Origin of the sequence: Pedobacter heparinus DSM 2366 (assembly GCF_000023825.1) — a bacterium.
Classification (GTDB): Bacteria; Bacteroidota; Bacteroidia; order Sphingobacteriales; family Sphingobacteriaceae; genus Pedobacter; species Pedobacter heparinus.
Map to the genome: position 1 here is coordinate 1,950,604 of NC_013061.1, position 20,146 is coordinate 1,970,749.

Sequence of the window (20,146 nt, forward strand, 5' to 3'; positions counted from 1 at the left end):
CTGTCCTTTCAAAATTAGGCTACAAAGAGGGCTTAATGCGTGTTCATATTGTTCAGTTTGGTGGAGCTAATCCTTGCTTTTAGGGGCTAAAAAGCCAACTGTTTTCCGTAGTTTAAGCTTAAATTGTTATTGATCAATGGTTTTTGAAGTTTACGCTGTTCTGTTCATTTTGTTCAGTAATAAATAGATAAACAAAATGCTAAACCCACAGTGAACCCACAGTCAGCCCACAGTGAGTCCACGTTTTCCTTAGAAAAATGTGGACTTACTGTGGCTTAACCAAGAGTTAACAGTAGGAGGTTCTAAAGGTTGCCCGACATCACCATGCCCAGCATTTTGGCACCACCTTCGGCTTCATTGATGTCAAAAGCACCAAAGCCCAGCACCATAAAGTTTGTTTTAATGGATGTTTTCTGGTTGTTGGGATGGTAGGGTACAGGTATGCCGTTGTCGTCCAGTTTTTTCAGCATTACATTTAAATCAAACCCTTCATCAAACTTTAACCAGTAGGTAAGGCCGTGTTCAGGAATTACATAGCTTATAAACTTATTCAGGTAATGGTTAAGTATAAGGTTCAGCTCGTCGCGGTAGGTTTTTGATTGTATCCTTACCTGTCGGGCATAATCGGCCATGTCGCCTTTTAATATCATTTCAGCAAATGCTTTTTCTTTGATCACATCTCTTTCGTTGATAGCTTGTGCCGGTAATGCTTGCAGTTCGGTAATAAATTGTGCCGATGCCACAATTATGCGTAACGACTGTGTATCTGAGGTAGCTTTGCTCAGGGCAGCCATGTAAATCACATAACCATCGTGATCATAACAGGCAAGCGGTTTATAGGCAGTAATGCCGTACCAGAATTCATGGTCATCTTCTTCTTCAATAATGCACATCCGGTGGTCTTTGGCCAATTGTACAAGACGCCTGCAGCTGTCCTCGTCCAGTGTAAAACTTTCGGGAATGCTGCATTGGGGCCTGATGTGGATGGCACGCACTTTAGTATGGCTTAACAGCTGCGCTATACGGTCCATAAAGTCAGGATCTTTGCGGTTGATGGTAAACACATTGGCATTACATTTTAACAATGCGTCTGATAATTTTGTGTCGTGGGGCGAGGTATTGATCACCACATCACCGGGGCTGATCAGTATTTTGAATACCCTGTCGAGCGCGCTTTTTCTGGCTTTAATAATGTCGAGCATATTATTTTTTAAGCCAAAACCACGTCTGCGGTTTAAGTAATTTACCAGGTTGTCTTTTAAATACCTGGCATCGTATTCATTTAGTAGCCTGGCCTGGCTCAATTTTCGGCTTTCCTCGCGGAAATGGTTGCAATATTCCGAAAACTTGTTTTCGGGAAAGGCAGCCGGGCTTGGAAAATCAGTACCTACAGCAATATAAGGTTCTTCGACATAGGCTGGCTGATAAATTTCTTGTTTTTTGTTCAAAAGCACCAGGCCTGCCGGAAAATGTTCTGTAAATCCAGAAGTCCTGCGCTGCATATCTTCGGTTGGGTTATTGGCCGATACTACGGTGCCCGAACCTGGGTTACTGGTTAACCAGTTGTTATCTGTTAATTTGACATAAGCCCTTCTAACCGAGCTTGCACTAACCTGGTTAATTTTTGCAAGCTGTCTGGAAGAGGGGACGGGATCGCCGGCATGAAGATTTCTGGATCTGATTTCACGTATAATGAATTCTTCTATTTGCCTGCTACATTTAGACCTGTCTAATTGAGGAATTAACCAATTGATACTGTAATTGTTTCTCATAATTGAGCTATTGAGCGTTAATAAAGATTTAAGAATCTTAATCAAATGTAAACTAAAAGATTATAAATAAAAAACACACAAAAATTGTATTCAGCAAAAATCGTATAAGTGTGTTCAGCTATTCTCGTTCAAACTATAGAACTTTATGTTGTTTCAATAGCTGAATTTTTACAAATAATACGTTAAAGATGATTAATAGTCAAAATATTTATGAAAAGGTGTTGAAAAAGGGCATAGAGACTAATCCCAATGAAGCCCCTGTTTGCCTGCAAGCAGTGCAATTGGCTTGTGAGGCTGTTACAATCATGAGCAACGGTGGGCACGATTCTTTACCGGTTTATGGGGAAGGAAAATATATGGGAACTATATGTCTTAAAGACCTGAACCAATTTATTTATGCCAGTTCGGGACCTCAACTGTTGTATCATAAATTAAATTTTGAGCTAGAAAGCATTTTATACATTATGAATAAGACCTAACACAAAATGCAATTCCTATGCGTTCTCAAACAGACTCATTTTTACACCCTCCGACAGCAGCAAGATTACCAAACGGTAAATTGCCCAGGCCAAGTAAGTTTCCGCTTAAACTGGCTCAAACCACAAGGATAGCCTTACCCGAAGGTTCGGTACTTATCCAATCCATCAGCCACTATGTGATCAATATACAATTGTATGAGTACAATGTAACCAGGCCCTGTACTGCCGACCTGCAAATTACTGAGCCTGCTTTTTTTATGATGACCATGCTTAAAGGCGCTTCGGTATTGTATGATGAGGGAGGCCAGCTGGCCCTGGAAAGTCCGGAGAATATTTGCAAACTTACTTATTTGCCTGCTGGCAGGTATCAGCGACACCTGCCGAAGGGCGAGCATATGCTATTGGTACTTACTTTGCGACCAGACTGGCTGATCAAAAAATATGGCGACCAGGAAGAGCTGCAGGAATTGATTACCCGCTACAATAACAATGATGAACAATGCTTTGGTTTGCCTGGCTTTGGCATAGGGCAACAAATATTTGGTGCATTGGCTAAACTGAATACCGGAACGGATGTAGATATAGACATACATATTTTTATAAATGATTGTTTTGGCAGGTACCGGAATAGATTACAAACAAGAATCAGCAATGTAGAATACCAGGAGGATAAGGCCAGAGAAATAGGACAATTTATTCTTCAAAATTTTGCCAGTAAACTTGTTGACGATGAACCGGCACTGGCCAGGCATTTCATGATCTCGACCGTTACGCTGATGCGCCTGGCAAAACGTCATTTTGGCCGGCCTTTGCATCAGCAGGTGATAGAGTTGCGTTTGTTAAATGGTTTAAAGTTGTTATTGTCTACAAATAAAACAGTACAGGAAATTGCGGCAATGGTAGGTTATGAGGATGCAAATTACTTTAGCAGGGCTTTTAAAAAACGATTTGAATTACCGCCAAACGACATCAGGTTATCTGTTTTTTAATTCCGGGGGGAACTGGATTTTATTGACAAATAACCAGACAAAAATTGAAAATTTTTTGATAAGAAAATCCAGATAAACTTAAAGTTATTGTTCCCAAATTTGGATTAACGAAACTTATTTTAATAAAAACTACCAACAAGTTATGAAGAAGAAACGCTCTTTATAAACTGTAATCTACTAGTTATAATCCAATTCATAAACTATGAAAATAACTGAAACCGATTCAAGAAAAACCAGACTGGAGTCTATTCTCAGAAATGAGATTATACCCAAACTGGAAGCAATAATGGGACCTATAAAGGAAAGCTGTATTGAAACCTTAATGGAAAACTGCAAGTTAAAAGCCGTTATCAAAGACCAATACATTGAAGAGGGTGGTTCATTTGAAGATGGCAATATGCATTACCTGCATTCGGGCATTGCCCGCAGTTGCTATTACGATCCGGATATTGACAAGCCCATTATATCGAGGATCTGGAAAAAGCAGGAAGTGATGTTTGATGTAAACAGCTTTGTGAACAGCGGGATCAGGACAGAAGCCATACAAATGCTGGAAGATGGCGAGCTGATCTCTATCAGCTATTACAGTTTAAAACACATTCTTGAAACCTATCCTAAAATGCTTTTGCTGTTGCTTTACCTGCAGGCCGAAAGAGAAAAACACAACAAGTTTTACCAGCACCTGCTAAAGCTAACAGTTGAAGAACGGGTAAGGCTTTACCTTAATGATAACCCTACGCTCTGCAACCGCATCAATAAAGATTGTATTGCCCTGCACCTGGGAATTTCGAGAAGCAAGTTTAGCAGTGCTTATACGCTGTATAAACAGCAAAAAGATGCCCAAACGGCTTAGAAGGCCATAAAATTTGTCCCTTTTGGGACATGCATTTGTCCCAATTGGAACAAGCAGCCAGCCAAACACCTGGTACATTTGAATAAGCAATAAGGAACAGGAAAAAGAAATGAGCTAAGAAAAAATAATAGTAAAAAAAGCAAATATTAACCTCTTATGAAACCGAATACAGTTATACACCTGGTGAAACCAAAAAATTACGACGCTTTTGACGAGATCTACGCTGTTTTTGATTCTAAAGAAAAGGCAAAGGAATTTGTTAACATGTTTAAAAGCAGGTCGGGCCTGGAGATTATAGATGGAATTTTAAATCCAGACTATAAGGTTGACCAAAAGACTGCGCCATACTATATCTCCCTTGGACAAACAGGCAGCATACCCCGCGATATTTTTATGTGCGATTACAACCGGGATTTGGAAAACAAACAAGAGGAATACAACATCTGCTTTTACGGGGAAGCTAATTTTCACCAGGGCCTGTTCATCTTAAAAATATTTGCCGCAGATGAGAAAGATGCATTGAGCAGGGCCATTAAAATACGAAATACCGCCATCAAGAATGGTGAATGGGACATGGCTTGGGAGCGGCACCAATTGCAGCAATCGAGTTTAAAATTTAAAAGAAGGTAATTGAATATATAATGACATCAAACAAAACTAACATGAAACCAGCTGCGGATACAGCCTTTTACATAAAAATGTCTTTCGATGGTTAGTACTTTGTTTAAAATGACCCCGGGCTAATATGTCAAGCTAGCCCGGGTCTTTTTCCCAATCAGATTTACAAATATGCCACGCTATCTCATATAATATATTGTTTTTAAATCTTTACTGGAAATAGGCTAGGCCAATTGCGTGAGGGTTGGCACTAGTCTATTTTACCGAGACAGAGTGATTATTATAAGCATTAATCATAGATGACAAAAATTATTAAAATGGAAACAACAATGAATAAACAATCAAGGACAGGAATGTCTGATAGGACCAGGAGGGTACTGGTAGATATAATTTGTTACTTGTTTGTATTGTTGTTTTTGTATGCGGCGACTAGTAAATTGATGGATTACCAGAAGTTTCAGTTGCAGATCAGCAAATCGCCAATTATAACAGATTTTGCAAGCATATTGGCATGGGGGGTTCCTGGATTGGAAATAGTTATTTCCATTATGTTGCTGATCAACAGAACCGTTATGTTGGGATTGTATGCTGCATTTACATTGATGTTGTTGTTCACTCTTTACATCTATGCTATTTTAAATTATAGTGATAATATACCTTGTTCTTGTGGTGGGGTACTGCAAAGAATGACATGGGACCAACACCTGATATTTAATATCGTATTTGTGATTCTAGGACTCATTGGAATTCTTTTACAAACTAAAATAAATGAAAAAAGGGCTCATTAAGAGCTTTCAAGATATTCTATTGGCCAAATTGAATCAGGGAATGCCGAAACCCTGGAACCAAATAGTAGGCACTTAAAATTAAATATAAAAACATGAAAAAATTATTTTTTGCCGCAGCAGTTGCAGTAGTAGCTGTAGGTGCCGCTTTAAGCTCAAATGCTATTACTATTTACGCACAAGGTAGTGATACACCAATTGTTTGCGAAAATCTAGCTGTATCTTGTTCAACTCTTCCACAAGTTAACTATTATGAAACTCCTTTCAATGAGGATTTGCCAAATAATGGCCAAACAACCGTGGTACAACGTTCTCAGTTTGAAGATCTGAAAAAAGCTAACTAATTAAATTGGGGAGATTAGCAATAATCTCCCCTTTGTTCTTTTAACTAGATATTTTACAATTCGAAGCTGCAGATATGATCAAGAATTTTTTTTTAAAGCCTATTTTAATAGTAGGGGTAGGAATAACTCTATTATTAATATTAAAGCATTTTTATCTCAACAATCAAAAAAATGGCTTTTCAAGAAATATAGTCGAACCAAAATTAAAGTTGAAAAACGCTATCCAAATGTCGGACAATATTATTTTTGTTGGATATAATAATCAGTATGTAGTAATACAGTTATTAAAAGACAAATTTCATTTAATTAAAACTGATGATGACTTAAAAAAAATTGATACAATTGATCTTAAAATGCCTAAAGGATTGCATACCGAATCTAATATCTATTCTGGTAGTTTAGCTACTAATATTTATCTATCTAATCCATATAGTGATGTAGTTAAATTCAAAGAAAATAACGTAGAATTATACAAAATTAAGAAGTTAAGATTTGATTTCTTTAAGCCAATTAGTGAAAATTCAATTATAACTAGAGCACAAACTTCAGAAAACCACGATAGACGTAGAGAGTTAGTAAAAATTGATCTAAAGGATGATGAAACTAACAGAAAAAACTTTATAATTCCAAAGCAGGTTGATGGCTTCTTCTGCAATGATGGTTGGCTTCATTATGATAAAGGGATTGAAAGTATTTTTTATATGTATTTCTATAGAGGATTAGTTCTTTGTTTAGATACTAACTTAAATCTTAAATACAAACTCAAAACCATAGATACAGTTACAAAAGCTGCTATTAAAATTGGATTGTATAAAGAGAAACTTAAAGATGGTTCTAGCATTAGTAGAATAACCCAAACAACTCCGACAGAATTGACAAATAGATATTTAACTACCTATGAAGACAAAATTTATATTCTTTCAGGATTAAAAGCAGATAATGATTTAACAACAGAATTTAATAAAAATCAGCCCATTGATGTATATTCAATAAATAACGGAAAGTATTTATATAGTTTCTATATTCCAAAATATAAAGAACAAAAAGTTAATTTCTTTCAAATCAAAAAAAATAAGATTATCGCGATTTTTGGGACAAATCTTGTAACCTTCGACTTGAAAGGTCATTTAATTTAAGTTTTATTTGCTAATTATCCTTCTAATCATTGCGTCTTTCACTAATCTGGACATGTATTTTAAATCTACGGCCTGAATAGGATCCAGTCGTGAATATATATATCCATTTACATCTATTAACATTAAATATGGCCCCCCTTTAATATTGTAATAATTTATAAAGGGATGGTTTAGTCCATTTCCTGTTGTTACATTTATATAATCATCAGAGGTATATAAATTAGATTTTATACCCATTTTCCAATTTTCTAACTTTTTGTCAATATTGACACTCAGAATTACAAAACTTTTATTCTTCTTTAGGAATGGATATACTTCGTTTTCAAACATTTTGTGAAATTGAGCGCAACCGCTACATCCAAGAAACCAAACATCTATTAGAACCACCTTTCCTTCTAACGAATTTGTATAAATCTCATCGTTATTCAGGTCTATAAATGAAGAGGAAAGCAATTTGGTCCCACTTTTTGTTCTTAATACTTTTGATATTGCTTGTTTGATATTTGAAGTCTTTACACTATTTTCAGCATCAGCTATTAAAGAGTCCATGACTTTAGGAGAAAATGGTTCTAGATTAACCAAGATAAATTTGTTAAATGTAAATGAACCTAACAATCTATCTGTTATAACACCATCAAAACTTTTTTTAAGTAAATTGTAATAAGATACTACATTAACAGCATTTGCTTGTTTTCCAATTAGCATATTCAGTTTAATTCTATCAGCTAAGCTATACAAATACAATCTACACATCCTATGTATTATTCCTGGACTATAAAAAAATTCATTTGTATGTTCCAAATAATGTTGGCTGATTTGCCTTCTAAAATTTGAGTTTTTTATATACAAAAGCTCAATTATAAAAGCCCAGTCATCATAATATCGTGCAAATTCAACCTGAATTAGATTCTTAATAATTGGACTGACATATTTCACCATTTCTAACTTATGAACTTTATTGGCTTCAAAATCTTTTGTCAATTTTGAATAGCAGTCAAGTTTATATGCAAGATCCAATGAATCTTTGAAAGTTAGAATATTAATTTCACCCAGTGTCTTTTTATCTCTCCAAAATTGGTTTTGCAGAGTTGTTATTAAGTTATATTTACCAGATCCTTGGCCAGAAAACTCAACTGTATCTTTATTTAATTCCCCTATCTTCCATAAGACTTCTATGTTGTCACCCGATTCCGCATAGTAATCAATTAGAGTTCCAAGAAATTCATCTGGGCTCTGTATGCTCATGTTAAAGTTGAGAGGTCTACCGATGTCTGGTAGTTCAAACTTGAAATAACCGTTATTCTTTACTTCAACTGTAAATGGAATATTCCCATTGCCACCAGTGAATCCGTCCTCAAGATTATAAGAAATTGCAACTTCAGTGATCCTTCTCTTTTTGCTATCTTTAATAACTCCTTGAAAATTTATTTTTTTTTCAATTTTTGTAATAGCGCATGCAGTATCCTTGATGGAAAATAAATATACCATTAATACCAATAAAATTTTAATACCTTCCATAATTAAATAGGTAAATAAATGTGTCAGTAACCTTCATTTTGTTTTATAGCAGAATTTGTTGTTAATTCTAATGTTGGTATAGGAAATAGGATATCAGTATTCTGCCATTTTGGTTTCAATAAGCTCAAGATTTCATTAGCCTTGTTGGTACGTTTTAAGTCTAACCACCTATGTCCCCATTCTGAAAAAAGTTCGACTCTTCTTTCCCGTTCTAAAGCGGATAAGGCTTCTGTCTTACTTAGAGTAAGAGATAAAAGTGATAGAGGACTTGTAGTACTATAAGCAGTAGACAATCTTGCTCTAGTTCTTAAAGCATTCAAGTCTTGAATTCCTATTTCAATTTTTTCTTGATTGATTCTTGCTTCTGCTCTAATTAGATATTGTTCCGCTAATCTTAAAACCATTGAATATTCTGTTACGGTTGTGGAAGATCTTATTTTATATTTAAATGGATAATAATAAGTACCTGTTGAGTTCGTGAAGTTTCTTACCCAAGCTAATTTTCTTTTGTCATTAGGGTCAAAAGCATTATTTACAAAGGCATCTTTAAGTGAAACGTAAAAAGGAACGGTTGTTAAGATAAAAAGATTTCCATCTTTGCTATTTGTATTTGCAGCAGGCATGAGTTGCCAAATTGCTTCATTGCTATTTTTTAAAAATATAGCATCTAAATCGACAAGGCTATATGTACCTGTTTTTTCTATCACTAATGATGCGTATTTCTCAGCATTTTCCCAGTCTTTAAGATACAAATAGACTCTGGCCAGCAAAGCTTGCACAGCTGATTTATTTGGTCTTATTCGTTCCGTTGTAACATAACTATCTGTTAAAAGACCTTCTGCAGTTTTAAGATCAGTTAATATTTGTTGGTAAACTGCTTCAACAGGCTTTCGTTGAGCATTTTGGGTAATTCTATAATCTGTTGTAAGTTGTATGGGTACATTTCCATAGAGATTTACTAAATAGAAATATACAAATGCTCTTACGAAATATGCTTCACCCATTAATTGCGTTTTTACTGGAGGTGTAACACCATTTATTGAAGTTAAACCTTCTAAAATTGCATTAGTAGTATAAATAGTTTTAAAAGGAGTTGCATATAGTCCGGAGCCTATATAAGCATTACTTGGTGAGATTTGGTTTTCATAAAACTCTGATATGATAGGCTCATAGCCAATCAATTCATCCGCCGCTGCACCACAAACTGAGTTTATGCTTGAAAAATCCCCAGAAGCATAACCATTAACTGCCATACTTCTGTAAACCCCTGTCATTGCAGATATTGCAATCTCGTCGGTTTTGAATACAGTTTCAGAAATTAATTTATCCTTTGGTGGAGATATTTCTAAAAAATTTGAACAAGAAAACTCAAAAACTGCAATGGCGAATATAGCTATCTTAAATATTTTCGATTTCATATTATTAATTTTAAAATGTTGCACTAATCCCCATTGCTAATGTTCGTAGCGGGGGTAAATTTGTGAAAGCTTGAGTCTCAGGATCCAATCCTATGTAGTCGGTTATTGTGAAAATATTCTGCCCTTGCAGGCTAAGCAATACATTATTTAATTTAATTTTTGAAAGTAAGTTCTTGGGAAGAGAATATGATAGTGAAATATTTCTTAGCTTAATAAATGAAGCATCAACCACCGAAGTATTTCCAAAATCTCTGGAGGCTGAATTTGCTGTGTTCGTAACAGACGTAGTACCAAATCGTTGAACATTTGCTTCATCATTAGGGTTTTGCCACCTATTCAAAACGATAGACGGCTGATTTGTTAATTGGTTTCCAGTTAGCCATCTGCCCGCATTTATAGGAACCGTAAATCTATAATTTCGGCCATTTTGCTTTGAAAATGCAAAAAGAAAATCTAAATTAAATTGTTTATATTTTATCGAATTTTGTAATCCTCCATAAGAATACTGACCAAGGAATTTAGTAATATACCTATCCCCAGTATCATCTAAGACTATTCCATTTCCATTTTTATCTTCAACCTCATATAAGCCAGTTTGACTGTTAACTTTTACGTTTGACGTTTTTAAGATATTAAGCGGCTCACCGATTTGATAATTTATAGCATCAGAACTAGTTCCTAAACCGGGATATGAAACTAACTTATTTTTAGGAATAGTTAAATTAAAACCTAAAGACCAATTCCAATTAGATGTATTGATAATCTTAAATGTACTGTTAAATTCCCATCCATTATTTTGCACTATTCCAGGTAGGTTTCCAGAAAGAGAAGTTAATCCTGTACTTGGTGGTAGCGTCTTTGATAATAGCTGACTTGATGAACGGTTCCGATAGTATGAAATTTCTAAATTAATCATGTCTTCTAAGAAGCCTAATTGTATTGCAGCTTCAGCTTTCTTATTTGTTTCCCAAGAAAAGTCAGGATTTGGTGCTGCCCCACTTGCAGTAACCGTAGTTTTACCTTGATAGGTTCCAGTAGACGTCCATAGTTGCAGATAACCATAATTCCCAATTTGGTCATTACCCGTTATCCCATAGCTTGCTCTTAACTTAGCAAAAGTAATAAAGGGAATTTTTTTTAGAAAATTTTCCTCACTTATGATCCATGCAGCACCAACTGCACCAAAATTTGCAAATTGTTTATCTTTCCCAAACCTACTAGAACCATCTCTTCTTGCAGTAAGATTAATAAAATATTTATCTAATAATTTATAATTAAATCTTCCGAATCCAGCAATATATTTATATTCTGAATTAGTGGCCCCTAGGTTGGTTAAAAGTGCTGCACCTGAAATATTATCCATTATCTCATCACTAGAATAATTTGAGGCTTGAATTGTACGAAATTGAGCGTCATTTTTTTGAAGACTCATTCCTCCAAGTATTTCTATTTTGCCTCCCAAGAAGTCACCGTTGTATGCTATTTGGGGCTCTAACATGAAGGTATCATTATGGTTGTCAGAGAATAAGGACATTCTAGATTCAGACGTTGGATTTTGAGCTGGATTGATTGCTGCTAATGGGAATTTTACAAACTCTGTCCTCAAAATTGAAGAGTAACCTAATGCAGTTTTGAACACCAGATTTTTTAGAAATTTATAACTTAAACTAACATTCCCTATCAAAGTATTCATATTTGCATTATTAGGTTGCGATAAGAAAACCAATGGGTTAAGAGAAATGGTATTATTGCTATAATTAAGCTGTCCATACTGATCACGCAAATCTGGGAAATTAGGTGTCAAGAACATATAAATTGTTAAGTCTGTATTTAGCAGATTTTGCTTAATATGATTGAAGCTTGCACTAAAATTAGCATTAAAGCGCTCTGATGGAGTACCTAAATTTATAGATGAACTAATGCCCGCCTTGTCAATTCCAAAGTTTCCTGGAAAAACAGTGCCTTCTTTGCTGTAGCTTCCTGCTATTAAATAATTACTTTTTTCATTTCCTCCTGTTACACCCAGAGACGCATTTGTATTATGTGCTTTATTCCCTATAAATGTTTTTTGCCAATCCGTATATTTATTCTGATCCCATGTTCCATTTATATCGTAATCTGTTGTTGAAGGAGATAAACCATCATTTTTAAATGCCTCTCGTCGCATTTCAAGATATTCCTGTGTATTTAATAGATCAATTCTATGACCAACCTCGCTATATCCTTGGGATACATTAGCACGCACTTTTGTTAGTCCAGAAATACCCTTTTTTGTAGTAATTAGTATGACGCCATTTGCTCCACGAGAACCGTAGATTGCAGTAGCATCAGCATCTTTTAATATTTCAATGCTCTCAATATCGCCGGGATTTAGACTGCTTAGAGGACTTGCTCCATAACCTGTTTTCCCGCCAAATATCCCTATTGTTGAATTGGCGGAAACTGTTGTAGACGGATAAATTACTCCATCAATTATATATAATGGCAAATTTCCAACAAATGAATTTATACTACTTCTACCTCTAATTTGTACTGTAAAACCACCTCCTGGAACACCAGTTTGTTGAACAATTTGTAAACCCGGGACGCGATTTTGTAAGGCGGCGACAACATTATTAACCGGCTGTTTTTCGATTTCCTTCGCAGTAACTCTAGAAATGTTCCCGGTTCGCTCTCTATCATTTACTGTATAGTACCCAGCATTTATCTGCACCTCTTCAAGTCTATCTGTATTGAGGGTTAGTCTAATGCTTCCTACATTTTTCGAGGCTGCTATCTCCTTAGCCTCATATCCCAAAAAGGAAACCACTAACGTTGCTTTTTCATCAACACCATTCATTACAAAATCGCCATTGTTATTTGTTGATGTAGCTTGTTTTGTTCCTTTGACCTTTACAACCGCGCCCACCAATGGTGCATCATTCTCATCAAGCACACGGCCACGAACATCAATTGCAGCGAGAAAGCTAGTGATCTTATCACGAAAAGAAAGCTCTTTCTGTTTGATAAGAACCATTTTATCGTTAATTGTATAAGAAAAGGGGAGTTGCCCCAAACAGGCATCCATTACTTCTTCTATGCTCGATTTTTTAAAATTGGCATCTATTAAAGTTGTAACATTTATTTCCTTTTCGTTCCAGAGTATGTTATAGCCGGTTTGTTTCTTGAGTTCCTTAAAAACTTGCAACAGGGGCACATCTTTTTTCACATAGCTGAACTTTTGCGCTAAAGAAGATGCACTTACCTGCAACATACTGGCAATAAGAATGACGGTGGTTAGGCGCATAACAAGCAGTATCTTATAGACATACCTCTTCGGTATATCAGGTTTGATGATATAATTTTTGTACATTTGTTTAGACTGTTAGTTGATAGTTACTCGATTATCATGAAGGCAGGCATTGGCCAGTTTGTGTTGCAATCACTGCTGGCCTTTTTAGTTTAGCTTTTTACTGACGGCTTTAAGTAGGCCCTGATTTTGATAGGGATGTTTCCATTGTCATTTCGGTTTAGGTTCTGTGATATATTAATTTAGTTGTTTCTTCATTTTGCATTTCTGTCCCTGTCCGGGAAAGTATCTTTTCCCCGAAAAAGGTTAATTGTAATAGAGAGTGCTAATTATTTGACCTTAATCCCTACAGCCTGGTAACGAAAACTTTTCTTCCGGTTACCTTAAATCTTATATTACTTGTTCCTTCGAGGGCATTTAATACCCTGGATATTTTATCATACCGTGAAATTGTTCCCCCAAACATTTCATTACCGGCATCTTTGTTTTCATAGATCACCTCTACATTATACCAACGTGCTACCTTTCTCATAATGCTCTGCAGGTCTTCATTCCTGAACATAAATTCGCCCTTTATCCATGCTACAGCCAAATCTGTATCTACCTTTTTAACTTTGATTTCAGCACCGTTGTTTACGGCCTGATCTTCGGGTTTAAGGATAGTTGTCTCTTTTTGTAAAAGAGGGGCCGTAATTCCTACAGCCCCTTCAAGCAGCGTTGTTTTAGTGTCCGGTTCGTCCGGATAACTGTTAATATTAAAATGGGTGCCCAATACGGTCACCTCCTGGGTAGCAGTTTTAACGATGAAAGGCATTTTTCTTGCCCGTTTTTGCATGCCAAACAGGGACTTTACATGAGATACCTCAAAGTAGGCCTCACCAATGAGTAATACTCTGCGTTCGGCAAGCCCTTCAAAAGTAGATGGGAATTTAAGTGTAGAACCGGCATTGAGCCAAACATTGGTGCCATCGGGTAGGGCGATATGATATTGTCCTCCCTTTGGGGTGGTTAAAGAATTTAAGCCACTTAAGGGATTTGAGGAAGAACCTCCAGGCAATACCAATGCAGGGACAGAGTCTCTTTGCCCTGGAGTGATGGTTTTAACCGCATCGGGGTTAAACTGGTAAAGCAATTGTCCGTCTGACTGTTTAATGATCTTTACACCCTGATCTATCGCCAGCTCTCCGTTTTTAACATCGCTCAGGTCAATTTTTTTTCCGTTGGGCAAGGTTAGGGTTGCTGTGTTCGTTCCGGGTTTAATGTCCTCATCACAATTGCAATCTGTCTGTGAAGGTGTTTTAACAAACAGTAAAGTCCATACACCAAGCATCACTACAATGGCTGCAGCTATTGTAGCTACACGAAGAGGCCAGTTGATTTTTTTTACAGGAATCTGGTTAGTGGGCATGGCTTCCCATATTTCTTCCAGGCTGTGTTCAATCTCATCTTCTGAATATTCGGTTGGTTCTTCCCCAAGGGTAAGAAACCAATTTTCTACAATAGCTTTTTCCTCTGCATTGCAAAGGCCGCTTTTGTATTTCCTTAATAATTCATATAAATGATCTTTTTCCATCACTGTTATGTGTAGTTAAATATATGTCGGGGGTAAAGGGGGGGAGGGGGTAATTTTTTTTAAAAAGTTTTGAATAATTTATTTACAATAAACCGGGGCTCTCTGATTTCCGATCCAAGTTCATCTACACGACCTATCTGGATAAAAAATTTGGCAATTAAAGGGTTTTTAGGAAAAGGCACAAAGTTATTCGGAAGCAATAACCCATTGCTATGTGGATACTAATTGATTACATTAAGCCCAGCTTTAACCGTAAAATCTTTATTGCGTTTTTTGCATGAGCCCTGATGGTTTGTTTGGAGAGGTCTAATTCCTGGGCAATTTCGTTATAGGTAAGGTTTGCATTACGGCTTAGCAGAAATACCTCGCGCATCTTTTTGGGGAGCTGATCTATCTGTTTTTCAATTAAGGCGGCCAGTTGCTTTTCGCGTACCAGGTGATCAGTCATTACAGTTTCCTGATCCTTGAAATTTTCTATCGCATCAATATACCGCTTTTGGGTAGCATTACGTTCTATAAAATCGATCATTTTGTATCGGACAGCTGCATAAAGATAGGGGGTTATTTCTCCTTTGATGTTAACCAGCTCCCGCTTAACCCACAGATCTGTAAAAAGCTCCTGGAGAATGTCTTGTGCGTCATCTTTATCACCTATCCGTTTACGGACAAAAACATACAAAATACCAGCAAACCTGTTGTAGATTTCTGTAAAGGCAATATAGTCTGAAGCCTGCAAAAGGCCAACCAATTCTTTATCAGAAAGTGCGCTATACTTGGTTATTTTCCCTGTTTTTAACTGTCCCATTATGATACAGGGGTTGAATTTAATAAAAAATTAAACTTTGAGCAGAGAATTGCAGTTTTTAACAGGTATTCATTTCGTTCATTATCTGCATTGTAGATATTTGAAATAAAAATAGCCGTAAAACTATTTAAAAGGTTCACAAAATCAGTTGTTTCCCGAAAAATTCCGGTTCGTTTATTAAGTAAAACTTTAATGCGCAATAACATAAGCCCCCTGTTTTTTTTAAAAGCAGTGTATACAATATTTACGAAAGCGCGGTGATTACGGATTGGAGCCAAAATGCTAAGTAATCTCTTCTTTAAAAGAAAGGAAAACAGCAGGTTGCAGCATGTGTTCTGATTAGATTTCGACCCCATTCCAAATCTAATTTTTTGTATATTTTGTATGAAATTACTAAAATATTTTTTCTTTAATCCCAAAATATTGATAAATGTCATATTTTTTTTAAAATGTTGCATCAAATACAATGAGCGCAACTTTTAAATCAACTTCAGGTAAGTTCTTTACCTGAAAGCGCCTTTGCTGCCGCTTTGTTTTTATATAAAAGTGACAGATAATCAACCAAATCGGTTGGCTGATATTACAAAGCGATTTTTGTTATCTAATGTTAGGTTAATATAGTCCTTTAATAAATTAAATCAGTATAATATACTAATTATTTTAGTATGTTCGCTGGTTTTATATCTGTAGATAGTTTTTGCTTGGCATTACTTCTCAAAGAACGGAGAGCTATCGTCAAATTAATACTATTGTGTCAATTATTTACATAACCTGTATAATTAAACCACATATTTGTCTATTTATTGACATACTAATATACAATTTATCATAATATATACAACTATGTAAATAAAATTTACACAATTGACTATTTTTGTGAATGCATTAAGCCTGTTTATTTGGTGAAGTGAAAAAGCAAGCCAAAATAGATAGAGGTGCTATTCTAAAAAAAGCAGTTAAAAGTTCTGGAATTTCTGTAACCGAAGCTTCCAGAAGAGCCGGATATGGGAGAGTTACTTATTACATGCATATTGGTAATCCTGACCTGAAACTTGATATCCTGGATAAATATGCTACTGGAATTGGCTACGATTTTAGAGATGAGATTACCGAAATGGTGGAATACTATGAACGGAAAAGAGAAAACAGCTTATCTACATTCGAAAAAATAGAAGCAGAGCGTGATTTTTGGCGGGATGAATATGCCAGGACACTGAAAGAAAAATATGAGCTGCTAAAAAAGATTGAATTGCTGGAAGCCAAACTGGCCAGGAAGTAAACAAAAAACAACTGCTTTCTCTGGAACTTTTGGTAGTTTCAGTTTAGTTTATTTAACTTAGCAACAGAGGAATACCATCCCTATTCTTTGTAAACAATTCGGCCAAACCATACTATTGTGAATATAAACGAGTATCTGAAAAGTGGAGTGCTAGAAGATTATATATCAGGTTCACTTAATGAAGCTGAAATAGAAAGACTGCTGCACTTAAAAACAATTTATCCAGAAATTGATGCCGCTTTATACAGAATAGATGTTGACTTAGCGGAGCTTAGAGAAAGTAAACCCATTCCGCCGCCACCTGGCTTATGGACGAGAATTGACGATAACCTGCATGAACTGGCTAAAACGGAAGAGGAAGGTTTGCCAGGTGCTAAGCCAGTGGAAATTGAAGATACTTCTAAGCACATGCGGGTTAAGAAGCTATGGAAATGGCGGATTATCGGAATTTTAATACTGATGGGTTTATTGGTAGGGCTTGTGATTTATCTTTATAAGGAAAACCAGCAAATGAAAGAACAGCTGGAAAATCAAGCTGTATATTAAAGTTGCTCTATTTCTTCAATGGAGAGTCCAGTGCCTTTGGCAATATCAGTAATGGATACACCAAGGTCTTTGAAATTTTTAGCAATATCTTTATCACCCTTGTTGGATCCTTATTACCAAAGTTTGCTGAAACGGAGAGAATTTGTTCTTCCGGTTCGGGTTATTAAGAAAAGTTGCCACCATAAGATTTTTTACCTAAGAAGCCGATAATATATGGTTATTTAGTAGAGTGCCCTTTTAGTAATTCTTTAGCTGGAACATGCTTAACATTTCCTTCTTCATCAGCAATCACTAATTTCTCATCATTAGCAGCACTATCGATTATGAGTTTGCGAACTGCTTCGTGGATACCAGCCATAATTTTATCACTAAGCTCAATATTTTCTGGTTTCAATTTCATGTTGCCTGTTTTTTAATGATATTCCAAATATCGTGATTAAAAATCAATTCTGAGATAGTATACTCTCCTCTGGCAATTAATTCTGGTTGTTCTGTTGCATTATTAACCACCATCCATAAATCACAAATTGGCTTATATAACTCGAATAGGTTAGTTATTCCCCTGTAGTATCTCCTTCTAATAACATCCTTCGGAATATCATGCCCACCTTTACTTACACGGGTAGCAACTCTTGCTATCGCTTCTTCAGGTGAAGTAAGCCAAAAATAAATCAGTGTAATTTTATATTGCTTAGCTTTTGCCTTTTTAATTAAAGAGACATAACTTTTTGTTGAAAGTGTTGTTTCAAAAGCGAAATCATCACCTTCACCCATTAATTCCTCAATACGGCCTAACATAATTCGGCCAGCATCAATTGCCACCCTTGCCGGGTTAAAAGGAGAAATTCCAGCGGCAATGTTATCTGCATTAACGAATTCTTTGCAGTTCAGTATTTCGGGCAGTATAGTATAACTTGCTGTCGTTTTACCAGCCCCATTACATCCTGCTATAATATACAGATTAGACATATGAGTTATCCTTAGCTTGATCTAATGAATTTATTCTGTCTTCGCAGATCGTTTTAACAATTCCCTGCATTTTGGTAACATTAGTAATCAGTTCTTTTAATTCTTCCTTGATGATTCCAAGAATACGCGCGATTTCTCTTTGCTTAGCCTCAGGTAAGTGGGAGCGTGATGTGTTCATATACTGCTAAGATAAACATAATGCCGGAAATATGATTCACCAATGTCCCCAGTTATATAAAACGTCACGCTCTTTTTTCCAGAATGTTTTTACTTCCAGTATAGCTTTATTGATTTGTTTGTCTAGTATGTTCTGGCCGGATTTTTTTCATTGGCCAGGCGCACCACCAATTTTCGGTTGTCTATTAATTTGCCATTTAAAGCATCAATGGCCCTTTGGGCAAATGCCTGGTTCTGTACCTGCACAAATCCATAACATAAACTTCTGGTACCTTCTTTAACGATATTGAGCTCATGTACCAATACATGATTGCTGAACAGTTCAAGCAATTCAATTTCTGTCATGTTGTGGGGTAAGCCTGCTACAAATAATTTAATACTCATTATGCTACCTGGTTTTAATAATTGGACGCAAATATATTATATATCATGCAACCGATGGTAAGGGAATTTGACCAGAAGAAAAAATGTGAACAATAAGAACAACTTTGGTCCGTTTCGGTTGTTTGGTTAATCGCTTAAAATAATCACCTTTAAATATACCCCCACCCCCCTATGAAAAACGTGGTATTTCTATGTCTTATTACCTCATCTCTAAAAACGGTAACTTATGCAAGCATATATCCAATTTCATCTGGCGGCTATTCAATCGGAAGTTTTAACACCTGGTACGCTGAGCAATCAGAGTAAGATGCCACTGCGTATAGCGATGGCACAAAAGCTTATTACCCAGGAAGGGGCTTATATCATCCAGTCTGTAAGCCATTACCTGGCCCATTTAAAGTTATTTGAAGCAGTATTAAATGCTGATGCAAGCCTGAAATATACCATAGCAGAACCGGCATTTTTGTTGTTTGCCGACCTGAGCCGAAACTCCTGCCAGTTGTGTTACCGCCCCGCAGGTGAATATGAACTACAGCTACTGGTGGGGATGAACCAGTTTTTGATTGCTTCTTTACGGACAGACTGGTTGATTTACAAATGCCAGCATCTAGCCGTACTTAGTTCCTTTACCAGTTCTTTAGAGCGGGCTGCTGATCAACCCAAAGATTTGCCTGCTTTTGGTATGGCTGCCAGCTTATTCAGGTCTTTAAAAATGATGGATAACCGCATAAAAGATATGGGGATGGATAGCGAGGGCTATGTGTTTATCAACGAATGCATCAATAAGTACTACCATAGGCTGATTGGCTCGGATACCATAAACGCCTATTACCAGGAAAAGGGTAGGGCACTGGTTGCCTTTGTAAAAGAAAACTTTGCCACACCACTGGTGGATGATATGCCTGCACTGGCCAGCAGGTTTATGGTATCGGAAAGAACGCTTGCCCGTTTGGCAAAGCTGACTTTCGGAATTCCCCTGCATGAGCAGGTGATCAATACCAGAATGACTTTTGCTTACAGCCAGTTAGTTACTACTGCTAAACCCATTTATGAAATTGCCGCGCTTAGTGGTTACCAGGACCCACATTACTTTAGTAAAGCCTTTAAAAAATACCATGGTATTTCGCCAAAAGCTGTGGAAAGACCTGTTAAATTGTTGCTTGCTATCTGACCACTGCACCATACCGGCCGGGACAGGAGCTTTTTCAACAT

20 protein-coding genes are annotated in these 20,146 nt (G+C 36.3%); 10 read left to right on the plus strand and 10 right to left on the minus strand.

Translation table 11 applies throughout. The annotated features are described in order from the left end of the window. Window positions 1–302: 302 nt before the first annotated feature. On the minus strand, window positions 303–1,772 hold the full coding sequence (locus PHEP_RS08255; RefSeq protein ID WP_015807475.1) for an aminotransferase-like domain-containing protein: 1,470 nt from the start codon (window positions 1,770–1,772) through the stop codon (window positions 303–305). Window positions 1,773–1,960: 188 nt separating this feature from the next. Between PHEP_RS08255 and PHEP_RS08260 the strand changes: the two genes are divergently transcribed. The 7 genes from PHEP_RS08260 (at window position 1,961) to PHEP_RS08290 (ending at window position 6,976) form a co-directional block, all read left to right on the plus strand. Beyond that, the gene (locus PHEP_RS08260) at window positions 1,961–2,251 is read left to right on the plus strand and encodes a CBS domain-containing protein (protein ID WP_015807476.1); all 291 of its coding nucleotides are present in this window, start codon (window positions 1,961–1,963) and stop codon (window positions 2,249–2,251) included. Between the two features lie 17 nt (window positions 2,252–2,268). Continuing rightward, complete coding sequence (locus tag PHEP_RS08265; RefSeq protein ID WP_015807477.1) at window positions 2,269–3,240, plus strand: helix-turn-helix transcriptional regulator; 972 nt, start codon at window positions 2,269–2,271, stop codon at window positions 3,238–3,240. Window positions 3,241–3,442: 202 nt separating this feature from the next. Further along, window positions 3,443–4,093 (plus strand): Crp/Fnr family transcriptional regulator, encoded by a 651-nt coding sequence (locus PHEP_RS08270; RefSeq protein ID WP_015807478.1) that lies wholly within the window; start codon window positions 3,443–3,445, stop codon window positions 4,091–4,093. 156 nt (window positions 4,094–4,249) lie between these two features. Then, window positions 4,250–4,723 carry a hypothetical protein gene (locus tag PHEP_RS08275; protein WP_015807479.1) on the plus strand — a complete coding sequence of 158 codons (474 nt, stop codon included), beginning with the start codon at window positions 4,250–4,252 and terminating at the stop codon, window positions 4,721–4,723. A gap of 305 nt (window positions 4,724–5,028) precedes the next feature. Beyond that, entirely contained in the window at window positions 5,029–5,499 is a 471-nt protein-coding gene (locus PHEP_RS08280) for a MauE/DoxX family redox-associated membrane protein (protein ID WP_244862643.1), read from the plus strand. A 92-nt stretch (window positions 5,500–5,591) separates the two neighbouring features. Then, entirely contained in the window at window positions 5,592–5,840 is a 249-nt protein-coding gene (locus PHEP_RS08285) for a hypothetical protein (protein WP_015807481.1), read from the plus strand. A gap of 74 nt (window positions 5,841–5,914) precedes the next feature. Next, window positions 5,915–6,976 carry a hypothetical protein gene (locus PHEP_RS08290; protein WP_015807482.1) on the plus strand — a complete coding sequence of 354 codons (1,062 nt, stop codon included), beginning with the start codon at window positions 5,915–5,917 and terminating at the stop codon, window positions 6,974–6,976. 3 nt (window positions 6,977–6,979) lie between these two features. Here the strand turns inward: PHEP_RS08290 and PHEP_RS08295 are convergent, their stop codons facing one another. The 5 genes from PHEP_RS08295 to PHEP_RS08315 form a co-directional block, all read right to left on the minus strand. Beyond that, complete coding sequence (locus PHEP_RS08295) at window positions 6,980–8,494, minus strand: thioredoxin family protein (RefSeq protein WP_015807483.1); 1,515 nt, start codon at window positions 8,492–8,494, stop codon at window positions 6,980–6,982. Window positions 8,495–8,517: 23 nt separating this feature from the next. Next, the gene (locus tag PHEP_RS08300; protein ID WP_015807484.1) at window positions 8,518–9,912 is read right to left on the minus strand and encodes a RagB/SusD family nutrient uptake outer membrane protein; all 1,395 of its coding nucleotides are present in this window, start codon (window positions 9,910–9,912) and stop codon (window positions 8,518–8,520) included. Between the two features lie 10 nt (window positions 9,913–9,922). After that, window positions 9,923–13,264 carry a SusC/RagA family TonB-linked outer membrane protein gene (locus PHEP_RS08305; protein WP_015807485.1) on the minus strand — a complete coding sequence of 1,114 codons (3,342 nt, stop codon included), beginning with the start codon at window positions 13,262–13,264 and terminating at the stop codon, window positions 9,923–9,925. A 283-nt stretch (window positions 13,265–13,547) separates the two neighbouring features. Continuing rightward, window positions 13,548–14,774 (minus strand): FecR family protein, encoded by a 1,227-nt coding sequence (locus PHEP_RS08310; protein WP_015807486.1) that lies wholly within the window; start codon window positions 14,772–14,774, stop codon window positions 13,548–13,550. 229 nt (window positions 14,775–15,003) lie between these two features. After that, the gene (locus tag PHEP_RS08315) at window positions 15,004–15,579 is read right to left on the minus strand and encodes an RNA polymerase sigma factor (RefSeq protein ID WP_015807487.1); all 576 of its coding nucleotides are present in this window, start codon (window positions 15,577–15,579) and stop codon (window positions 15,004–15,006) included. Between the two features lie 907 nt (window positions 15,580–16,486). On the opposite strand from PHEP_RS08315, the gene PHEP_RS08325 reads away from it, so the two are divergent. Next, a complete protein-coding gene (locus PHEP_RS08325) occupies window positions 16,487–16,858 on the plus strand; it encodes a hypothetical protein (protein WP_015807489.1) in 372 nt (123 codons plus the stop codon). Between the two features lie 117 nt (window positions 16,859–16,975). Then, the gene (locus PHEP_RS08330) at window positions 16,976–17,404 is read left to right on the plus strand and encodes a hypothetical protein (RefSeq protein ID WP_015807490.1); all 429 of its coding nucleotides are present in this window, start codon (window positions 16,976–16,978) and stop codon (window positions 17,402–17,404) included. 217 nt (window positions 17,405–17,621) lie between these two features. Here the strand turns inward: PHEP_RS08330 and PHEP_RS08335 are convergent, their stop codons facing one another. The 4 genes from PHEP_RS08335 to PHEP_RS08350 all read right to left on the minus strand — a co-directional run bounded on the left by PHEP_RS08335 (window position 17,622) and on the right by PHEP_RS08350 (window position 18,934). Then, window positions 17,622–17,804 carry a hypothetical protein gene (locus PHEP_RS08335; protein WP_015807491.1) on the minus strand — a complete coding sequence of 61 codons (183 nt, stop codon included), beginning with the start codon at window positions 17,802–17,804 and terminating at the stop codon, window positions 17,622–17,624. Continuing rightward, window positions 17,801–18,373 carry an ATPase gene (locus tag PHEP_RS08340; RefSeq protein ID WP_015807492.1) on the minus strand — a complete coding sequence of 191 codons (573 nt, stop codon included), beginning with the start codon at window positions 18,371–18,373 and terminating at the stop codon, window positions 17,801–17,803. The genes PHEP_RS08335 and PHEP_RS08340 overlap by 4 nt, the downstream gene beginning before the upstream one ends. Next, entirely contained in the window at window positions 18,366–18,551 is a 186-nt protein-coding gene (locus PHEP_RS08345; RefSeq protein WP_015807493.1) for a hypothetical protein, read from the minus strand. The genes PHEP_RS08340 and PHEP_RS08345 overlap by 8 nt, the downstream gene beginning before the upstream one ends. 122 nt (window positions 18,552–18,673) lie before the next feature. Beyond that, on the minus strand, window positions 18,674–18,934 hold the full coding sequence (locus PHEP_RS08350) for an RNA recognition motif domain-containing protein (RefSeq protein ID WP_015807494.1): 261 nt from the start codon (window positions 18,932–18,934) through the stop codon (window positions 18,674–18,676). Window positions 18,935–19,160: 226 nt separating this feature from the next. Here PHEP_RS08350 and PHEP_RS21560 point away from each other — a divergent pair, with 226 nt between their 5' ends. Then, a complete protein-coding gene (locus PHEP_RS21560; protein WP_015807495.1) occupies window positions 19,161–20,105 on the plus strand; it encodes a helix-turn-helix transcriptional regulator in 945 nt (314 codons plus the stop codon). The last annotated feature ends 41 nt before the right edge of the window (window positions 20,106–20,146 follow it).

Coding starts and splice junctions, on each gene's coding strand:
- PHEP_RS08255 (WP_015807475.1), bottom strand. CDS start 1,772: ATGAGAAACAATTACAGTATCAATTGGTTAATTCCTCAATTAGACAGG.
- PHEP_RS08260 (WP_015807476.1), top strand. CDS start 1,961: ATGATTAATAGTCAAAATATTTATGAAAAGGTGTTGAAAAAGGGCATA.
- PHEP_RS08265 (WP_015807477.1), top strand. CDS start 2,269: ATGCGTTCTCAAACAGACTCATTTTTACACCCTCCGACAGCAGCAAGA.
- PHEP_RS08270 (WP_015807478.1), top strand. CDS start 3,443: ATGAAAATAACTGAAACCGATTCAAGAAAAACCAGACTGGAGTCTATT.
- PHEP_RS08275 (WP_015807479.1), top strand. CDS start 4,250: ATGAAACCGAATACAGTTATACACCTGGTGAAACCAAAAAATTACGAC.
- PHEP_RS08280 (WP_244862643.1), top strand. CDS start 5,029: ATGGAAACAACAATGAATAAACAATCAAGGACAGGAATGTCTGATAGG.
- PHEP_RS08285 (WP_015807481.1), top strand. CDS start 5,592: ATGAAAAAATTATTTTTTGCCGCAGCAGTTGCAGTAGTAGCTGTAGGT.
- PHEP_RS08290 (WP_015807482.1), top strand. CDS start 5,915: ATGATCAAGAATTTTTTTTTAAAGCCTATTTTAATAGTAGGGGTAGGA.
- PHEP_RS08295 (WP_015807483.1), bottom strand. CDS start 8,494: ATGGAAGGTATTAAAATTTTATTGGTATTAATGGTATATTTATTTTCC.
- PHEP_RS08300 (WP_015807484.1), bottom strand. CDS start 9,912: ATGAAATCGAAAATATTTAAGATAGCTATATTCGCCATTGCAGTTTTT.
- PHEP_RS08305 (WP_015807485.1), bottom strand. CDS start 13,264: ATGTACAAAAATTATATCATCAAACCTGATATACCGAAGAGGTATGTC.
- PHEP_RS08310 (WP_015807486.1), bottom strand. CDS start 14,774: ATGGAAAAAGATCATTTATATGAATTATTAAGGAAATACAAAAGCGGC.
- PHEP_RS08315 (WP_015807487.1), bottom strand. CDS start 15,579: ATGGGACAGTTAAAAACAGGGAAAATAACCAAGTATAGCGCACTTTCT.
- PHEP_RS08335 (WP_015807491.1), bottom strand. CDS start 17,804: ATGAAATTGAAACCAGAAAATATTGAGCTTAGTGATAAAATTATGGCT.
- PHEP_RS08340 (WP_015807492.1), bottom strand. CDS start 18,373: ATGTCTAATCTGTATATTATAGCAGGATGTAATGGGGCTGGTAAAACG.
- PHEP_RS08345 (WP_015807493.1), bottom strand. CDS start 18,551: ATGAACACATCACGCTCCCACTTACCTGAGGCTAAGCAAAGAGAAATC.
- PHEP_RS08350 (WP_015807494.1), bottom strand. CDS start 18,934: ATGAGTATTAAATTATTTGTAGCAGGCTTACCCCACAACATGACAGAA.
- PHEP_RS21560 (WP_015807495.1), top strand. CDS start 19,161: ATGCAAGCATATATCCAATTTCATCTGGCGGCTATTCAATCGGAAGTT.